Consider the following 17,713-nt stretch of genomic DNA (forward strand, 5'->3'; position numbering starts at 1 on the left):
GGTAGAGAGGTAACGGGGTGGGTTTCGGGGTCTTCGTCCGCAGGCACGCGGCTGATACGCGTCCGCTCGCCATACCCGCCTACCGGCGGCTCTGGGCAGGTCAGGGCGTGTCGTTCATCGGATTCCAGCTCACCTCGGTGGCCGTCAGCGCCCAGATCTACGACATCACGAAGTCGTCCTTCTGGGTCGGCATGCTCGGCCCCGCCAACCTGATCCCCCTGGTCGTCTTCGGGCTGTGGGGAGGCGCGATCGCCGACGCGGTCGACCGGCGCAGGCTCCTCATGATCGGCGCGCTGATCGCCTGGTCGGGGACGCTCGCGCTCCTGGTCCAGGCCGCCCTGGGCTCGACCAGCGTCGGCCTGCTGCTGGCCACCGTGGCCGTACACGCCACCGGGTTCGCCATCACCGGGCCGACCAGGGGCGCGATCATCCCCAGGCTGGTCCCCGCCGACCTGATCCCCGCGGCCAACACCCTCAACTTCCTGGTGGGCGGCCTCGGCACCGTCATCGGGCCCCTGGTCGGCGGGGTCGTGCTCGCCCAGAGCGGCTTCACCACCGCCTACCTGATCGACGCGCTGCTGTTCGGCGCCGGTTTCTACGCCGCGGTGCGGCTGCCGAGGCTCGAACCGGCCGGCGAGGTGACCCGCCCGGGACTGCGGTCGGTGGTGGACGGCCTGCGCTACGTCTCCGGGCACCCGGTCGTGCTGATGTCGTTCGTCGTCGACCTGATCGCCATGGCGTTCGCGCTGCCCAGGGCGCTGTTCCCGGAGATCGTGGACGAGCGGTTCGGTGGTTCCCCGATCGCGTTCGGCTGGCTCTCGGCCAGCATCGCCATCGGCTCGGTGCTCGGCGGCCTGCTGTCGGGCTGGGTGGGCCGGGTCCGGCGCCAGGGACTGGCGCTCACGTACGTGATCGCCGCGTGGGGGCTCACCGTCGCCGCGGCCGGGCTCGCCGAGCAACTGTGGCTGATGGTCGCGCTGCTGGCGTTCGGCGGGGCCGCCGACCTGGTCTCCGCGGTGTGGCGGCAGACGATCCTGCAGACCCACGCGCCCGACGACATGCGCGGGAGGATGCAGGGGGTCTTCATGGTGGTCGTCGCGGGAGGCCCCAGGCTGGGAGACCTGCGGGCCGGGGGCACCGCCTCGTGGTTCGGTGCCACGTGGGCCTGGGTGGGCGGCGGGATCGCCTGCGCGGTGGCCGTGGTCGCGGTGGGACTGGCCGTTCCGGCCTTCAGAAAATATCGCCCGCTCACGCGTAGCGTTTGAGCAGCTAGGGAAGGATTTGGCGCCCTCCGGCGTTGCCGTCCTTTGTCATCGTGGGCTGTTCTCCCAATAGGGTCGTCTTCTCAAACTTCCGAGGTCCCGCGCCGCCCTCCCGGGAACACCGCGCGATGGACGTAGCATCGAGAGAGGACGGGAGGAACCTTGACCGCACACGGCCTGATCGACACGACGGAGATGTACCTTCGTACGATCTTCGAGCTGGAGGAGGAGGGCATCGTCCCCCTGCGCGCGCGCATCGCCGAGCGCCTCCAGCAGAGCGGACCCACCGTCAGCCAGACGGTCGCCCGGATGGAGCGCGACGGCCTGGTCCGCGTCGAGGGCGACCGCCACCTGACCATGACCGACCTGGGGCGCACGCTCGCGACCCGCGTCATGCGCAAGCACCGCCTCGCCGAGTGCCTGCTCACCCAGGTCATCGGTCTGCCCTGGGAAGAGGTGCACATCGAGGCGTGCCGCTGGGAGCACGTCATGTCCGAATCCGTGGAGGCCAGGCTCGTCAGCCTGCTCAACAATCCCACCGAGGATCCGCACGGCAATCCGATACCCGGACTCGAGGAACTCGGCGTTACCGGGGTTCCCGGCGGGAGGCCGGAGTCGCTGCCGTCGATGTCGGCGATGGCCGGACCCAGAGATATACCCGTTGTCGTGCGGCGAATTAGCGAACAAGTGCAAAGCGATCCGGCTGTGATGCTTAAACTCAAGCAAGTTGGGATACAACCCGGACGCGAGGTGACGCTCGCGGCGAGCGACGACGGTGTGCGGGTGACAGGTGACGACGAGGCGGACAATTTTCTTGCGGATCTCCCGCGAGAGATTGCCGCGCACGTTTTCGTCTCCACACGCTGACCGAGGCCCCTTAGCTCGGTTGGATCCCGTTCGGGAGTCCCTCCGCTCCCAGGCCGAGACTGCAGGAGCAACCGTGGTTCGCTTTGCACACACCCGCCCACGACGGGCGGTCACCGGATGAAGCGGTGGGGGGATGTTTCCCAGGACGCCGCTGATCACCTTACGGCCGGCTCCGTCCTGGATCACGCTGAGATGGCGGTGGTCGTCACCGACAGGTTCAGCAACCTTCTCTACTGGAACCCGTTCGCGGAAAGGCTGTTCGGGCGCCCCGGCACATCAGGGCCCCGTGACCAGTCCCTCTCCCTGGGCATCATGGAGAAGGATCACCCGCTCGCCGTCGAGCTCTCCAAGCACGTCCTCAAGGGCGGCGTCTGGGAGGGCACGTTCGACGTCAGGCGCGGGGACGGCACGATCATCTACGTACGGGCACAGGCCGTGCCGCTGCGGCACCCCTCGGGAGCGGTGACGGGCATCGTCATCACCGCCCGCGAGGCGATGCGCAGCAACGAGCGGGAGAAGGACCGCTTCGGCCTGCTGGAGCGGATCGGCGAGCGCCTCGCCGGATCGCTCTACGTCGAGGAGACGCTCAAGCGCGTCGCCGAGATGCTCGTCCCGCAGTTCGCCGACCACTGCTTCATCGAGCTGATGGAGGAGGGGCGGCTGACCCGCAGGGTCTCCACCCACGTCCAGGGCTGGAGCCCGCCGCCCAACACCTGGGCGCCGCTCGGGGCGGAGATCCGCTACCCGGTGGGGCACTACGCCGAGATCGCGCTGCGCCGCCAGGAGACGATCCTCGTCGAGGACTTCTCCCAGACCAACTACCCCAGCCCGGGTGAGGCCAACACCCGACTGGCCGCCGAGATCGGCATGACCTCGGCCATCGTGGCGCCGCTGTGCGTGCGCGGCGAGACCCTCGGGCTGATGTACCTGGGGCTGTCCAACCTGACCGACCGGCGCAGCCCGCACTACGACGCCTTCGACCGCGACTTCGTGGGGGCCATCGCCACCCGGGTCGCGCTCGCCGTCGACAACGCCCTGCTGTTCGAGGAGGAGCGGCACACCGCGGAGTCCTTCCAGAAGCACCTGCTGCCCCGCGCGCTGCCGCAGCTCGACGGGCTGGACATCGCGGTCCGCTACTACCCGGCCGCACCCCTGGCCAGCCACGGACAGGGCATCCAGACCCAGGTCGGCGGTGACTGGTACGACGTCATCCCGCTGTCGGCGGGCCGGGTCGGCATCGTCATCGGCGACGTCGAGGGCAGGGGGGCCAAGGCCGCGGCGGTCATGGGGCAGCTGCGGGCGGCCCTGCGGGCCTTCGCCCAGGACGACAAGCCGCCCGCGGAGATCCTCGCCAGGCTCGACGAGTGGACCCGCATCATCGCCACCCCCGAGCAGGACGAGAGCGGCACCGACATCAGCGTCCCGCCCATCGTCACCTGCCAGTACCTGGTGTACGACGCCTGGTCGCGGCAGCTGTCGTTCGCCAACGCCGGCCACGCGCCTCCGCTGCTGCTCATCGGCGACACCTGTACCGAGCTCGACATCCACGAGGTCGGCCAGCCGCTGGGGGTGCGGGCCAAGGGCATGCACGCCGACCTGGTCTACAAGGAGGAGACGCGGACGCTGCCCCCCGGGGCCGCGTTGCTCCTCTACACCGACGGGCTCGTCGACCGTCGCCCCATCCGCGACGCCGACGGCAGGCCGCCCAACGTCGAGGAGACGCTGGCGCAGCTCTGCGGCAAGCTCATCGAGATCAGTGACGCCTCCGTCGAGCGCCTCGCCGACGCCGCCACCGTCGCGGTGCCCGGCGAGATCGACGACGACATGGCCATCCTCGTGCTCAGGTCCGCCTCCGAGGACCTCGCCGTCGAGGAGCGCACCTTCCCCGCCCAGCCGATCATGGTCGGGGAGGCGCGCCGGATGGCATCGGAGGCGTTCATCGGCTGGAACGTCCCCGAGGAGCGCGCCGAGCTCGCCTGCCTGCTGGTCTCCGAGGTCGTCACCAACGTCGTGCTGCACGCCGCCACCGCCAGCATCCCGCGCAGGGAGCTGACGATGGACGGCCCTCCGCTGCCGTTCGACGAGTCCTGGGACGTCCCCGGCTTCGAAGACGAGATCGTCAACGAGAAGGAGTTCACGCTCAGGCTCCGCCGGGGCAGGGAGTCCGTCTGGGTCGAGGTCTTCGACCAGGATCTCCGGCTGCCGCGCATCCGCAGCGCGGGGGAGAACGACGAGGGCGGACGGGGTCTCTACCTCGTCGACCAGCTCGCCAAGCGCTGGGGTTCCCGCCCCACCAAGGAGGGCAAGGCAGTCTGGTTCGAGATCCCCACCAGGTCACGCTGAGCCGGACGCGGCAGAGCTGGAACACCTCCCCGATCGGTGGTTGACTCGGGGGTATGGAGCTGGCGTTCGAACGGCGCGGGACGGGTTCCCCGCTGGTCCTGCTGCACGGGATCGGGCATCACTGGCAGGCATGGCTGCCAGTGCTCGACAGGCTCGCCGCCGAGCGGGACGTGATCGCCGTCGACTTCCCGGGGTTCGGCGTCTCGCCGCCGCTGCCGCCCGGCACGCCGTACACGGCGGAAAGCCTGGCCGACGCGATCGAGTCCTTCTTCGCGGTGCTCGGCCTGCGCGACCCTCACGTGGCGGGCAGCTCCCTGGGCGGTTACGTCGCCCTCGAACTGGCCTCGCGCGGGGTGGTCCGCTCGGCCACCGCGCTCTCTCCCGCCGGATTCTGGAACCGCAGCGAGCTCGCGTACACGCGAGCCGTCCTCCGCGCCATCAGGGTCTCCGCTCGCCGTCTTCCTCCCGGACGGGCCGCCGCCCTCGCGGAAGATCCGCTGGGCCGCGTCCTCTGCGCCGGTGTCCTGGTCGCCCATCCGGTGAGGCTCACGCCCGAGGCGCTGCTCGCCGCCCTCCAGTCGCTCGGGGACTCCTCCGGTTTCGACGAGACCCTCGCCTCGTTCGCGGGGCTGATGCCTCCCGCGCCGCCGAAGGCGCCGGTCACGATCGCCTGGGGCGAGCACGACCGGCTGCTCCCGCGCCGGCAGGCCGTCCGGGCGGCCAGGTGGTCGGGGCAGCGGGTGAAGCTGCTCAAGGGCTGCGGGCATCTGCCGATGACCGACGACCCGGAGCTGGTCACGAGCGTGCTGCTGGAGGGGTCCCGGTAGGGGGCGTCGTACGGTCCCGGGGGAGGGCGCCCGGGGGTGGCCGGCTCGGAGGTGCTTCGTCCTCAGGACGTCCGGGCCCGGCGGAAGGAGTCAGCGGATGGTCTGTCCCCAGATGGCGAGCATCGCGATGACGAACGCGACCATGACGCCGAGGTAGGCGACCGGGCCGAACCGGAGGGCGCGGCGCACCCGGTTCAGGCCCCAGGCGAACAGGAACGCCAGGAAGATCAGCAGAATCAGCCCGCTGTCCATCGTCACCACCTCGGGGGAGTCTCCGCTGACCAGTATGCGTCGGCGGGACCGCCTGTGCGGCCGGTAACCGCAATCCCCAACCCATGGGATCGTTACCTTTCGTGAACAGAACATCGAAGGTAACGCGTGCCCTGCTGGTGGCAGTTCTGGGCGCAGGCCTCTCCGCATGTTCGGGCGGGAGTGCCACGTCCGGCGCGTCGGCGACCGCCACGGCCACCGTTACCGTGACCGCCTCCCCGTCCCCCGTGGCCTCCGCCACCCTCTCCCCGTCTTCCTCCGCGTCCTCTTCGCCCTCTCCGTCCGCGTCCGTTTCCGCGTCCGTGGACGTCGACGCGCTCGTCACGGCGTCGCCGTCCACGAGCATTCCCGGGGGCCGGGGAGTCGATACCACGGTGAACGGGAAGATCGCCCTGCGCGGGGTGGACGGGATCATCGTGACCTCCGAGAGTGACCAGGAGGTGAAAGCCCTCCTGCTGCCGTACACGGTCGTCCGCGACGCGCGGGGGCTGGTCTGCAAGGAGGGGAACGCTCCGTACAGCTGCTCGGTGGAGCAGCTGCAGAAGGTGATCAAGAAGGGGGGCGCCTTCTTCGCCAAGGTGACGATCAAGGACGGGGTGGCCGTCCAGATCGAGGACATCAGCGAGAGGTGACGACCCCGGCCGATCACCGGGAACCGCTGTCCCGCGGGTGCGTGGACGGCGGTTCCCCGCGGGGGCGTCCCGGAGCCGCTGCGTGTCCCCCGGAAGCAGGCGTGCTTCTCAGAAACCGCAGGCGTGCTTCTCAGAAACCGAAGGAGCGGCCGATGATCTCCTTCATGATCTCGGTGGTGCCGCCGTAGATGGTCTGGACGCGGCTGTCGACCCAGGCCTTGGCCACGGGGTACTCCATCATGTAGCCGTAGCCGCCGTGCAGCTGGAGACAGCGGTCGATGACCTTGGTCTGCAGCTCCGTGGTCCACCACTTCGCCTTGGCGGCGTCCACGGCGGTGAGCTCCCCGGCGTTGAGGGCCAGAATGCACTTGTCCACGTAGAGGCGGGCGATGTCCACCTCGGTGTCCAGCTCGGCCAGCACGAACCGGGTGTTCTGGAAGCTGCCGATGTTCCGGCCGAAGGCGGTGCGGCTCTTGCAGTACTCGATGGTCGTCCGCAGGACCGTCTCCGCCGCCGCCACGGCCATCACCGCGATCGACAGGCGCTCCTGCGGCAGGTTGGCCATGAGCTGGAAGAAGCCCTGCCCCTCCTCGGGGCCCAGCAGGTTGGCCGCGGGGACCCTGACGTTGTCGAAGAACAGCTCCGCCGTGTCCTGGGCGTGCATGCCGATCTTCTCCAGGTTGCGACCCCGGGTGAAGCCCTCCATGCCCCGCTCGACGACGAGCAGCGAGATCCCCCTGGCGCCCGCCGCCGGGTCGGTCTTCGCGACCGTGACGACCAGGTCGGAGTTGATGCCGTTGGTGATGAAGGTCTTCTGGCCGTTGACCACGTAGTGGTCGCCGTCGCGCACGGCGGTCGTCCTGATGCCCTGCAGGTCGCTGCCCGCGCCGGGCTCGCTCATCGCGACGGCCGTGATCAGCTCGCCGGAGGTGAACCCGGGCAGCCAGCGGGCCTTCTGCTCGTCGTTGGTGAGGTCCACGAAGTACGGCGCCATCACGTCGTTGTGCAGCGAGTAGCCCAGACCGGACGCGCCGATCGCGATGACCTCCTCGACGATCACCGCGTTGTAGCGGAAGTCCGTGATTCCGGCTCCGCCGAACTCCTCGGGCACCCCGAAGCCGAACATCCCGATCTCTCCGGCCTTCTTCCACACCTCGCGGGGGACGATGCCGTCCTTCTCCCACTGGTCGTGGTGGGGCGCCACCTCGCGGGCCAGGAACTCGCGCACGGTCTCCCGGAAGAGCTGGTGCTCCTCCTCGAAGAGGTCTCGCTGCATGGTGTGCCTCCTAGGACTCGCGACGGCTCATGACGGCTCGTGACACAGAATACGATTCTGTTACCAGCAGGTACACCCGGACCCGGCGCGTTCGTGCGATGTATGGAGGTATGGAGAGGTACATCCAGATCACAAGTGCGCCACGGTCTTCGGATCCACCCGCGATCTCGCTGCGGCGAAGATGGTAGAAACCGTACGATCTACCCTCGGTGTGCTATGGGTATGCCTGTTGACGGCAGCCTTCGTGATCGGAGTGTGTGGTGGTTCGGTGGCGATCTGGGCTCCGTAGGTCTCTCGCGGTTTCGGCCCTGTGCCTTGTCGGCGGCGCGCTGGTCGCGCTGCCCACCGGTGCGTCCGGTGCCAGCAATGCCGAACTCGTGGTCGACTACAGCTGTACGGGCGGGATCGCCCTGGGAGGCAGCGTGGTGAACCTCCGGACCAAGGTGTCGATTCCCACCACGCTCACGGTCGGGGAGCCGCTCAACATCGGCTGGGCCCTCAACTACAAGAACGGCGACCCGGCCAGGTTCGGCTCGCCGGGCTACTTCGGCCCCGGGGGCAAGGTCCTGGTCACCGGGAACGTGCAGGTCTCCGGGAGCTGGGTCGGCGTCCTCCAGCCGAAGGGCTCCGTCGACCAGCCGGGCAAGCTGCAGCCGGGAAAGATCCTGAAGCTCCCCGACGGGATCTCCGACTCCGCGCACACCGACAGGGCGGGCACGCTCAAGGTCAGCCCCCGGAAGCTGTTCGTGGACTTCATGCCTCCGGCCGGTGAGGTCGTGGTCAACAACGACGACCCCCAGGTGAGCTACCACGCGGCGGGCGACTGGTACGAGCTGAACGACCAGCCGCTGAGCATCGGCGATCACGGCCGTGACCTGCACCGTACGGACAAGGTGAACTCCTTCGCCACCTTCAAGTTCACCGGCACCGGGATCGAGTACATCGCCCGGCGCAGCACGGAGGCGGGGCAGGTCGGGTTCAAAATCGACGGCCAGGACGCCACGCCGTCCTCCGTCGACGCCTCGAAGAACCCCGACGGCACGCCGACGAACGCCGCGCACCAGGGCGGGCTCACGCTGTGGAGGTTCAACGACCTCAAGTACGGCGAGCACACCCTTCAGGTCACGAACTTGGAGGCGGGCAAGTTCGCGCAGGTCGACGCCTTCCGGGTGATCACGAAGAACCTGGCGAACCCGCCGGCCGATTACCGGGCCACCTGCACGCTCGTCAGCGCGCCGGTCTCGGTGAACGTCACCATCTCCGAGCCGGGCGAGTCCCCTTCGCCTACGGCCAGCCCGACGATCACCGACACCTCGGACCCCTCCGCCACTCCCACTTTCACCCCTACCTTCACTCCCACGATCACCCCCACGCCCACGCCCACCCCGAGCTCGAACGGCAACCAGAACGGCGACCAGAACGGCGGGACGAACAGCACCACCAGGAGCACGACCACCTCGACGCCCAAGCCGACCCTGACCGTGACCGCCACCGTCACCCCCACCAGGCCCACCCCCACCGCGCCGCAGGTGATCATCACCCCCAGCGGCGGGGCGCAGACCGGTGAGGCTCCTCAGGGAGGCTCCGGGCTGGGGCTTCTCGGCGCGGGCACGGCGATGGTGACGGGAAGCGCACTGGGCGGTGTGGTCTTGATGAGGCGGCGGGCGGCACACGCGCGCGGCCAGAGGGACAGCTGAAGGAGGCGCCGGATGTATCAAGGACCCGTGCAGGGCGGTCCCGACCCCTACCAGGGCCGGGGCCCGGCTCCCAAGCCCAAGGGGAGCATGCTGATGGCCGGGCTCCTCGTGGCCGGGTCGCTCGGCGGGGTGGCCGCGATCATGGCGGGTCTGCTCGCGTACCTGACTCCGGCGCTGGAGGAGGAGCCGTACGGCCCGCCCGTGCCGCAGGCGGCGGACAGCAACATCCAGATCCAGGAGGTCCCGGCCGCCGGCCAGCAGCCGGCGGGAGTGACGCCGTCCTCCGTGGGGCCGGGCGGGCTCGACGCCCCTCTGACGGCCGCCGCGCCCACGGCGGCGCCGCCGCTGCCGGTGGTCATGCCTCCGGAGCCGTTGAAGAGCGACGGGGTGAAGCCCCGGCGGCTGGCCATCCCGAAGATCGGCGTGCTGGCCCCGCTGATGGCGCTCGGCGTCGACTCCAAGCGGGAGATCCAGACGCCTCCGCTGAGCAGGCCCAACCAGGCGGGCTGGTACAAGCACGGTCCGATTCCCGGGCAGCAGGGGCCCTCGGTGGTGCTCGGGCATGTGAACACCAAGAAAGGCGCCGCCGTCTTCAGCCGGCTGAAGGAGGTCAAGCGTGGGGACAAGATCAAGGTCTCCCGGTCCGACGGAAGCCTCGCGGAGTTCACGGTCGACGGGGTGGAACAGGTCAGCAAGGCGGCCTTCCCGTCGAAGCGGGTCTACGGCAACACCGGTGAGGCGACCCTGCGGCTGATCACCTGCGGTGGTGTCTACAACAGCAGGACCGGTCACTACACCGACAACATCATCGTCTACGCGACCCTGTCGAAGACCCGTCGCGCCTGACCGCATCGCCTGACCGCGCCGTACCGTCTGGCTCGCGAGCCGGGCGCGGTGCTCTCCGAATCGAGCGCGGTGCTCGCCGGACCGGCAGGTCACGGCCCCTTCGTCGCCCGTCGCTGATCGTTAGCCTCCCCGGCGATCCGGGTAGGGAGTTGTACAACAGGAGACAACCCCCCGAATGATCAGAAGGCGGGGGTGTGCCCAGGTGAGCATCGTGCGGGCCGGGGTCGTGGCCGTACTCATAGGGGTCGCCGCTCTCGGCGCGGTCCAGCACCCGAAGTCGGGAAACGAGCGATCCTCGGGCTGGGGTGCCAAGCGTCCCGCGCACTCGACGCCGAAGCATGCCGGGGGCTGGACGACCAAGAACTGGGGCAACGGGGGACGGACGGCCGAGCGCTCGAGGACGAGCATCGAGCGCAAGGGGAACTGGGGCTTCGGGCGGCCGAGACATTCGGACGGCGGGCGGCACCGGGCCAGGGCGGCCGGGCGATGGGACCCGGGGCGGGAACGCCACGGCGACCTCGGGTTCGGGCGGCGCGGTCCGGGCGGCGAGCGCGGCGACGGGTCGAGATCCGGGCTCGACAGGGACCGGGAGTTCGGGCTCGACAGGGATCGGGAGTTCGGGCTCGACAGGGATCGGGAGTTCGGGCTCGACAGGGATCGGGAGTTCGGGCTCGACAGGGACCGGGAGTTCGGGCGCGACAGGGACCAGGAGTTCGGGCGTGACGGAGACCAGGGGTTCTGGCGGAGAGGTCCGGAGGCCGGATGGCATGGGGGCGACGGGTTCGGGCTGCACGGGTCCGACGCCCGGCGCGATCGGGATCGGGAGTTCGCGCGGCCGGCGTGGGCCGGGTGAGGCGAGCGGCGCCATCGTCACAGGTACGGATACCGGCGGGGACACCGGCACGGAAACGGCTGGTCGGGTGAGGGACGGAGCGGGCGCGGGCGATGATGCGAGGACACCCGCCCGTCGCCGGGAGCCGGTACGGTGCCCGTTCGGCGGTCGGAGCGGGTGGAGGGCCGGTTCGCCGTCCGAGTTCGGGGCCGGTGAGCCACCGGTTCGCCGTCCGAGGTCCGTACGGTGCCGGGATCGCCGCCTGAGGCCGACGCGGGGACGCGAGGCCGAGACCAGGCCCGGGAACAGGGACGCGTAGCCGCCTGTCGACCCGGGTTTCCCCTTCCCGCACCGAGGAGTGAGTGATTGATCGCTCACTCTTTTTTTGTGGCCGACAATACCGGGACACATCTGGGGAAATGCCTCAGGAGACGGTCATGTGCTCTTATCTAAGTCAGAATCGCTTCTGATCGTTAATCGTATGTCCGGTCCGGGTATAGCCGTTTATGCGAATGTGTCTCCCCCGCTGAAGCAGAGCGAGGGGTGTACACAGGTGAGCAAGGCGCGGGCCGGTGTGCTGGCCGTACTCATAGGGGTCGCCGCGATCGGTGCCCTCCACCACGCTGATTCGACGGGCACGCGATCCGCGAGTCCCGCGGACGAAGGATCCGCTGCCTCGACGGCCGAGCGGCCCGCGAGCTCCACGGACGGACGGCCCGTGAGTTCCGCGGCCGGACGTGCCGCGAACCCGGAGGCCAGGCATTTCGGCCGCCACGAGGTCGCGCCGATCGTCATCGCACACCGTGGAGCCAGCGCGTTCCGTCCCGAGCACACGCTTCTCGCGTACACGGTCGCCATCTCGATGGGCACCGACTACATCGAGCCCGATCTCGTCTCGACCAAGGACCACGTGCTGGTCGCCCGGCACGAGAACGAGCTCTCGGCGACCACCGACATCGCCAGACATCCCGAGTTCGCCGACCGCAGGACGTCCAAGGTCATCAACGGCATCCGGCACACCGGCTGGTTCACCGAGGACTTCACGCTGGAGGAACTGCGTACCCTCCGCGCCAGGGAGCGCTTCCCCAAGGAGCGGCGGGACAACACCGCCTACGACGGGACAGAGCGGATCCCGACGCTCGACGAGGTGGTCCAGCTCGCGCAGAAGCACGGGGTCGGCGTCTACGCCGAGACCAAGTTCCCCTCCTACTTCGCCTCGATCGGGTTGCCGCTGGAGGAGCCGTTGCTGGAGACCTTCGCGCGGTACGGCTGGGACGACGAGCGGGACCCGGCCTTCATCCAGTCCTTCGAGACCGGGAACCTCAAGCGGTTGCGTCCCCTCACGCGGCTGCGGCTCATCCAGTTCGTCGGCGCCACCGGCGCCCCGTACGACCTCGCGAGCGCCGGTGACCCGCTCACCTATGACGACATGGTCACCCCGGAGGGGCTGCGGGAGGTCGCCGAGTACGCCGACGGCATCGGGGTGGTCACCAAGCGGATCGGTCCCGGTGATCCCGGAGGTCTCGACGGCAGGCCGGTTTCGCCTGCCGCGCTGGTCAGGAACGCCCAGGAAGAAGGGCTCCTGGTCCACGCCACGACGGTTCGCAAGCTCGCCGCGCGGCTCCGGGCGGAACTCAGGGGCGACACCTCCGGCGGGCGCGCCACCGAAGAGGTGAGGAGGTGGCTGAAGCGCCTGTGCAGGCTCAAAGTGGACGGGGTGATCGCCGACGACCCCGGCCTGGCACGCGCCGTACGGGACCAGCTTCGCGCCGGAGGCTGACGACCGTACGGGACCAGCTTCGCACCAGCAGGTTGACGCGCGCCGGTCGGATCTCGCGTGGCGCCGCCGGGTGGCGGCGAAGACCTGCGCGCGCCGGGTCCGGTCGGTCGACGCGCCCCCGTCATCCGGTCCGCATGGCCGCCCGTACCCGCTCAAGGGTGATCGGCAGGTCCCGCTGCCGGAAGCCGGTGGCGTGGAAGACGGCGTTGGCGATCGCCGCGGCGGTGCCGACGATCCCCACCTCGCCGATGCCCTTGGCCCCGACCGGGTTGAGCTCGTCGTCCTGCTCGTCGATCCAGTGGGCCTCGATCCCGCGGACGTCGGCGTTCGCCGCGATGTGGTACCCGGCCAGGTCGTGGTTGACGAAGTCGCCGAACCGGGGGTCCAGCTCCAGGGCCTCGTGCAGGGCCATGGAGATCCCCATCGTCATGCCGCCGAGGAACTGCGAGCGCGCCGTCCTGGCATTGATGATCCGGCCGCACGCGAAGACCCCCAGCAGCCGCTCGACACGGACCTGTCCGCTGTCGAGGTTCACCTTGACCTCGGCGAACTGCGCCCCGAACGAGTGGCGTGAGAAACGCTTCCACACGGCGAGGTCCTCGGCGGTGTCCGCCCGTGCCCCCAGGCCCTCCGGGGGGACCACGCCGGACCGCTCGTCGAGATCCTTGACCAGCGCCCGGCAGGCCTTGCTCACCGCCCAGCTCCAGGAGGAGGTGCCCATGGACCCCCCGGCGAGTGCCGCGGGGCCGAAGACGCTGCGGCCCACCCTGACCGTGACCCGGTCCATCGGCACGCCGAGCTCGTCGGCGGCGACCTGGGTGAGCGCGGTGCGGGCGCCGGTGCCGATGTCGGCCGCGGCGATCTCGACCACGAACCTGCCCGTGGGCTCGGCATAGGCGGCCGCGGTGGACGCCCTGGTGTAGACGGGGTAGGTCGACGACGCGACGCCGGTCCCGACGAGCCACCGGCCGTCCTCGCGGACGCCCGGCGTGGGGTCGCGCCCGGCCCAGCCGAAGCGCGCCGCCCCCTCACGCAGGCAGGCGACCAGGTTGCGGCTGCTGAACGGGAGTCCAGACTCGGGGTCGGCCGAAGGCTCGTTGACGATCCGCAGCTGGACGGGGTCCATCCCGAGGGCGTACGCCAGCTCGTCCATCGCCGACTCCAGGGCGAACATCCCCGGAGCCTCGCCGGGAGCGCGCATCCACGAGGGGGTCGGCACGTCCAGCCGCAGGAGCCGGTGGACGGTGTGGCTGTTGGGCGTCGCGTACATGACGCGGCTGGGCGAGACCGTCTGCTCGGTGTACTCGACGAGCTTCGAGCTCTGCTGGAGCGCGTCGTGCCACACCGCGGTCAGCCTGCCGTCGCGCTCGGCCCCCAGGCGTACGCGCTGCACGGTGGGCGTCCGGTAGCTGACGAGCGCGAACATCTGCTGCCGGGTCATCGCCACCTTGACCGGTCGCCTGACGGCGCGGGCGGCCAGCGCCGCCAGCACGGTCGGCGGGCGGGTCGCCGCCTTCGACCCGAAACCGCCGCCGACGTGGTCCGCGACGACGCTCACCGCGCTCTCGGGAAGGCCGAACAGCTGGGCGATCGCGGTCGCCGACACCCACGGTGCCTGATCGGCGTTGTAGAGCGTCAGGGTCTCGCCCTCCCAGAACGCGATCGTGGCGTGCGGCTCCATCGGGGTGGAGTGCTCGGTCGGGGTCGTGTAGGCGGCGTCCACGCCGACCGGCGCCGCCGCCAGGGCGCTCTCGGCGTCACCCCACTCGACCGTCCCCGTCAAACCCGCGTTGACCCTCGTAGGAGAGGAGATACGCGGGCTGCCGGGATCCAGCACGACCTCGTACTCCTCCTCCTCGTCGTAGTCCACGCGCACGGCCGCCGCCGCCTCGCGGGCCCCCTCCAGGGTGTTCGCGACCACGGCCGCGACGATCTGCCCCCGGTAGGCGACGTCGGCCGACTGCAGGACGGCCAGTTCGGCGTCCTGCACGGGACGCAGCCGGGAGACGTTGCCGCTGTCCAGTACGGCGATCACCCCCGGCAGGGCCAGCGCGGCGGCGCCGTCGACGGAGCGCACCCGCCCCCGGACGATCGTGGACTGCACCGGCCAGACGTAGACGGCGTCCGGTACGGGGTACTCGTACGCGTAGCGGGCCACGCCGGTGACCTTGTCGCGTCCCTCGATCCTGACCGGTGCCCCGCCCACCACCTTGTCGAGAGTGGTCATCTTCGCTCCTCCCGAGTGAAGCCGTTCCCCGTGGACCCCGTCGGTTTCGTGAGATCCCGGACGCTCGCCGCGATCAGGTCGCCGGCCAGTCCGATCTTGAACTCGTTCCGCGGGAGGGGGCGCGCCGCCACGAACTCCGCCTCCGCGGCCGCCAGCAGCAACGTCCTGGTCGGCCGGTGGCCGGTCAGCATCCCCTCGGCCTCCCGGGCCCGCCACGGCACGGGGGCCACCCCGCCCAGCGCCAGCCGGATCTCCCGCAGCGAGCCGTCGGCCTCCGTCGCGACCACCGCCGCGACCGAGACCACCGCGAACGCGTAGGACCAGCGGTCGCGGACCTTGCGGTACAGCATCGCCGCGCCGTCCGGGGGCGGGGGCAGTTCGATCCCGGTGATCAGGTCACCGGGCTCCAGCACCGTCTCCCGGTCCGGCGTGTCGCCGGGCAGCAGGTAGAAGCGGGAGAGCGGGACCGCCCGCTCGTCGCCTCCCGCGAGCCTGATGTGCACCACGGCGTCGAGGGCGGCCATCGCCACCGCCATGTCGGAGGGGTTGGTGGCCACGCACGCGACGGAGGTGCCGATCACCCCCAGGTCGCGGTGGTCACCGCCGATCGCCGAGCAGCCGGTACCCGGCTCGCGCTTGTTGCACGGCTTGGTGACGTCCTGGAAGTACGGGCAGCGGGTGCGCTGCAGCAGGTTTCCGCCGGTGGTGGCCATCGACCGCAACTGCCCGGAGGCCCCGGCCAGCACCGACTGGGAGAGCGCGGGAAAACGTTCCCTGATGCCCCGGTCGCCGGACAGGTCGCTGTTGCGCACCATCGCGCCGATGAGCACGCCGCCGTCGGCCCGGTGCTCGATCCGGTCGTACGGCAGCCGGGTGATGTCCACCAGCGTCGCCGGCTCGACCACGCCGAGCTTCATCAGGTCCACGAGGTTGGTACCGCCGGCCAGGAACATCGTGCCGGTGCCGTCGAGGACGGCGGTGGCGGCGGCGCCGGGGTCGGTGGCGCGCTCGTAGGTGAAGGGCCTCATCGCGCGCTCCCGGGATTCCGTCCGGAGAGAACCGGGTCCGGGCTTCCCCCGCCGGCCGCGTCGAGGACGGCTTCGACGATTCCGGCGTACGCCCCGCAGCGGCAGAGGTTGCCGCTCATCCGTTCGCGGACCTCCTCGGCGTCCAGGGCGCCGCTGGAGGCGACGCCCGCGGCGACGTCCTCGGTGACGTGGCTCGGCCAGCCTCGTTCCGCCTCGTCGAGCGCGCCGATGGCCGAGCAGATCTGGCCCGGTGTGCAGTAGCCGCACTGGAAGCCGTCGTGATCGAGGAACGCCTGCTGGACGGGGTGCAGATCGTTCGCGCCGGCCAGGCCGGCCACCCCCTCGATGGTGACGATGTCCTGCCCGGCGGCCATGACCGCGAGCGTCAGGCAGCTGTTCACCCGGCGGCCGCCCAGCAGGACCGTGCACGCCCCGCACTGCCCGTGGTCGCATCCCTTCTTCGTCCCGGTCAGCCCGAGATGCTCCCGTAACGCGTCCAGGAGGGTCACCCGGTTGTCCAGGGAGACGGAGTGGTCGGCACCGTTGATGCGCAGCGTGATCTCGCTGCTGAACGCTTCGACTGCCATGCGTTTATCCTGTCAATTCCCCAATGATGGGGGGATTTGTGATTAATCTGAAAATCCAAAAGAAGCGGCAATCGTGGTGCTTCGAGAATCACGGGGGAATCAAAGGGCCGCCAAGACCGGTGACACTCCGGCCCGGCACGAACCGCTGGCCGCGGCGGCCGGGGGCGGGGCCTGAGCCCTGGCCCGCCCCCGGCGGACGCGGCCGTACGGCCACGTCAGCCCGGTCGCCTGCCGGCGGCCATCGCCGACGCGGTGGCCCCGCGCCGCCGGAACCGCTGCCGGCTCTGGTCCAGCATGACGACGAGAACGAGCACGGTTCCCTTGATGACGATCTGCCAGAACTCCGACACTCCCGTGAGCACCAGGCTCTCGGCGAGAAGGCCGACGACACAGGCCCCGATGAGAGCGCCTCGCACCGTGCCGAGCCCTCCGCCCAGCGCGGCGCCGCCGAGGATCACCGCGGTGATCGCGTTGAGCTCGTACGTCTCACCGGCCAGCGGCGTCGCCGAGGCCAGCTCCGAGGCGATGACGAGACCCGCGAGCGCGGCGCAGCCACCGGAGATCACGTACACGGCCGTCCTGACGCGGTCGATCGGGACCCCGGAGAGCTCTGCGGCCCGCTCGTTGCCGCCCGCGGCGTACAGCCACCGTCCGAACGGCGTCTTGGTGAGCACCAGCGCGACGGCGACGGCGAGGAGGATCGCGATCCAGATCGCCACCGGGAGGCCGAGCGGGCGCCCGTTGCCGAGGACCTCGAAGCCGGTGTTGCCCAGCTCGGGATTGCCGTCCAGATTGGGATAGGTCGAGCCGTCGGAGATCAGCAGCGCGATTCCCCGCGCCACGTACAGCATGCCGAACGTCGCGATGAACGGCGGCACCTTGAACCGGGTGATGACGACGCCGTTCACCAGGCCGACGAGCATGCCGACCGCGACGCAGAGCACGATCACGCCCCACACGGGCGGGTAGGCGAAGGCGTCGGCGAACCCGAGTTCGAGTCCTTCGAGCAACTCGCCGGCGACGACCCCGGAGAGCCCGGCGATCGAGCCCACCGACAGATCGACGCCGCCCCTGACGACGACCAGCAGCACGCCGAGCGCGATCACCGCGTTGATCGCGATGTGCTTGGCCACCATGACGAGGTTCGGCGCGGAGAGGAGCGTGTCCGACAGCAGGCCGAAGACCACGATCATGGCCACGAGCGCGATGAGCGCCCGCAGCTCGAACAGACCGTTCACC

The 17,713-nt window shown here is 70.2% G+C and carries 15 protein-coding genes; 9 read left to right on the forward strand and 6 right to left on the reverse strand.

Features of this window, described 5'->3' with window-relative positions; translation table 11 throughout:
* Nucleotides 1–17: 17 nt before the first annotated feature.
* The 4 genes from ACTOQ1_RS27550 to ACTOQ1_RS27565 all read left to right on the forward strand — a co-directional run bounded on the left by ACTOQ1_RS27550 (nucleotide 18) and on the right by ACTOQ1_RS27565 (nucleotide 5,299).
* Nucleotides 18–1,265, forward strand: coding sequence for an MFS transporter (locus ACTOQ1_RS27550; RefSeq protein ID WP_440070911.1), 1,248 nt, complete (start codon nucleotides 18–20; stop codon nucleotides 1,263–1,265).
* Nucleotides 1,266–1,424: 159 nt separating this feature from the next.
* Nucleotides 1,425–2,129 carry a metal-dependent transcriptional regulator gene (locus ACTOQ1_RS27555; RefSeq protein ID WP_440070912.1) on the forward strand — a complete coding sequence of 235 codons (705 nt, stop codon included), beginning with the start codon at nucleotides 1,425–1,427 and terminating at the stop codon, nucleotides 2,127–2,129.
* Between the two features lie 117 nt (nucleotides 2,130–2,246).
* On the forward strand, nucleotides 2,247–4,472 hold the full coding sequence (locus ACTOQ1_RS27560; RefSeq protein ID WP_440070913.1) for a SpoIIE family protein phosphatase: 2,226 nt from the start codon (nucleotides 2,247–2,249) through the stop codon (nucleotides 4,470–4,472).
* A gap of 53 nt (nucleotides 4,473–4,525) precedes the next feature.
* A complete protein-coding gene (locus ACTOQ1_RS27565; protein WP_440070914.1) occupies nucleotides 4,526–5,299 on the forward strand; it encodes an alpha/beta fold hydrolase in 774 nt (257 codons plus the stop codon).
* A gap of 90 nt (nucleotides 5,300–5,389) precedes the next feature.
* On the opposite strand, the gene ACTOQ1_RS27570 is transcribed toward ACTOQ1_RS27565, so the two are convergent.
* The gene (locus ACTOQ1_RS27570; protein WP_436761249.1) at nucleotides 5,390–5,551 is read right to left on the reverse strand and encodes a hypothetical protein; all 162 of its coding nucleotides are present in this window, start codon (nucleotides 5,549–5,551) and stop codon (nucleotides 5,390–5,392) included.
* Nucleotides 5,552–5,943: 392 nt separating this feature from the next.
* On the opposite strand from ACTOQ1_RS27570, the gene ACTOQ1_RS27575 reads away from it, so the two are divergent.
* Complete coding sequence (locus tag ACTOQ1_RS27575; RefSeq protein WP_440070915.1) at nucleotides 5,944–6,201, forward strand: hypothetical protein; 258 nt, start codon at nucleotides 5,944–5,946, stop codon at nucleotides 6,199–6,201.
* 130 nt (nucleotides 6,202–6,331) lie between these two features.
* Here the strand turns inward: ACTOQ1_RS27575 and ACTOQ1_RS27580 are convergent, their stop codons facing one another.
* On the reverse strand, nucleotides 6,332–7,477 hold the full coding sequence (locus ACTOQ1_RS27580) for an acyl-CoA dehydrogenase family protein (RefSeq protein WP_440070917.1): 1,146 nt from the start codon (nucleotides 7,475–7,477) through the stop codon (nucleotides 6,332–6,334).
* A gap of 377 nt (nucleotides 7,478–7,854) precedes the next feature.
* On the opposite strand from ACTOQ1_RS27580, the gene ACTOQ1_RS27585 reads away from it, so the two are divergent.
* From ACTOQ1_RS27585 to ACTOQ1_RS27600, 4 genes are all read left to right on the forward strand, one after another.
* Complete coding sequence (locus tag ACTOQ1_RS27585; RefSeq protein ID WP_440070918.1) at nucleotides 7,855–9,174, forward strand: hypothetical protein; 1,320 nt, start codon at nucleotides 7,855–7,857, stop codon at nucleotides 9,172–9,174.
* Nucleotides 9,175–9,186: 12 nt separating this feature from the next.
* On the forward strand, nucleotides 9,187–10,020 hold the full coding sequence (locus tag ACTOQ1_RS27590) for a class F sortase (protein WP_440070919.1): 834 nt from the start codon (nucleotides 9,187–9,189) through the stop codon (nucleotides 10,018–10,020).
* 202 nt (nucleotides 10,021–10,222) lie between these two features.
* Nucleotides 10,223–10,873, forward strand: coding sequence for a hypothetical protein (locus ACTOQ1_RS27595; RefSeq protein ID WP_440070920.1), 651 nt, complete (start codon nucleotides 10,223–10,225; stop codon nucleotides 10,871–10,873).
* Nucleotides 10,874–11,570: 697 nt separating this feature from the next.
* Entirely contained in the window at nucleotides 11,571–12,632 is a 1,062-nt protein-coding gene (locus ACTOQ1_RS27600) for a glycerophosphodiester phosphodiesterase family protein (protein ID WP_440070921.1), read from the forward strand.
* Nucleotides 12,633–12,753: 121 nt separating this feature from the next.
* On the opposite strand, the gene ACTOQ1_RS27605 is transcribed toward ACTOQ1_RS27600, so the two are convergent.
* From ACTOQ1_RS27605 to ACTOQ1_RS27620, 4 genes are all read right to left on the reverse strand, one after another.
* Entirely contained in the window at nucleotides 12,754–14,859 is a 2,106-nt protein-coding gene (locus ACTOQ1_RS27605) for a xanthine dehydrogenase family protein molybdopterin-binding subunit (RefSeq protein WP_440070922.1), read from the reverse strand.
* Nucleotides 14,856–15,887 carry an FAD binding domain-containing protein gene (locus tag ACTOQ1_RS27610; RefSeq protein WP_440070924.1) on the reverse strand — a complete coding sequence of 344 codons (1,032 nt, stop codon included), beginning with the start codon at nucleotides 15,885–15,887 and terminating at the stop codon, nucleotides 14,856–14,858. Before ACTOQ1_RS27610 ends, ACTOQ1_RS27605 begins: the two co-directional genes overlap by 4 nt.
* Nucleotides 15,884–16,474, reverse strand: a complete 591-nt coding sequence (locus ACTOQ1_RS27615; protein ID WP_440070925.1) for a 2Fe-2S iron-sulfur cluster-binding protein — start codon at nucleotides 16,472–16,474, stop codon at nucleotides 15,884–15,886. Before ACTOQ1_RS27615 ends, ACTOQ1_RS27610 begins: the two co-directional genes overlap by 4 nt.
* Before the next feature lie 215 nt (nucleotides 16,475–16,689).
* Nucleotides 16,690–17,712, reverse strand: a complete 1,023-nt coding sequence (locus tag ACTOQ1_RS27620; protein ID WP_440070926.1) for an ABC transporter permease — start codon at nucleotides 17,710–17,712, stop codon at nucleotides 16,690–16,692.
* Nucleotide 17,713: the final 1 nt, after the last annotated feature.

The sequence above is a fragment of the Streptosporangium sp. OZ121 genome (genome assembly GCF_051918885.1).
GTDB lineage: Bacteria > Actinomycetota > Actinomycetes > Streptosporangiales > Streptosporangiaceae > Streptosporangium.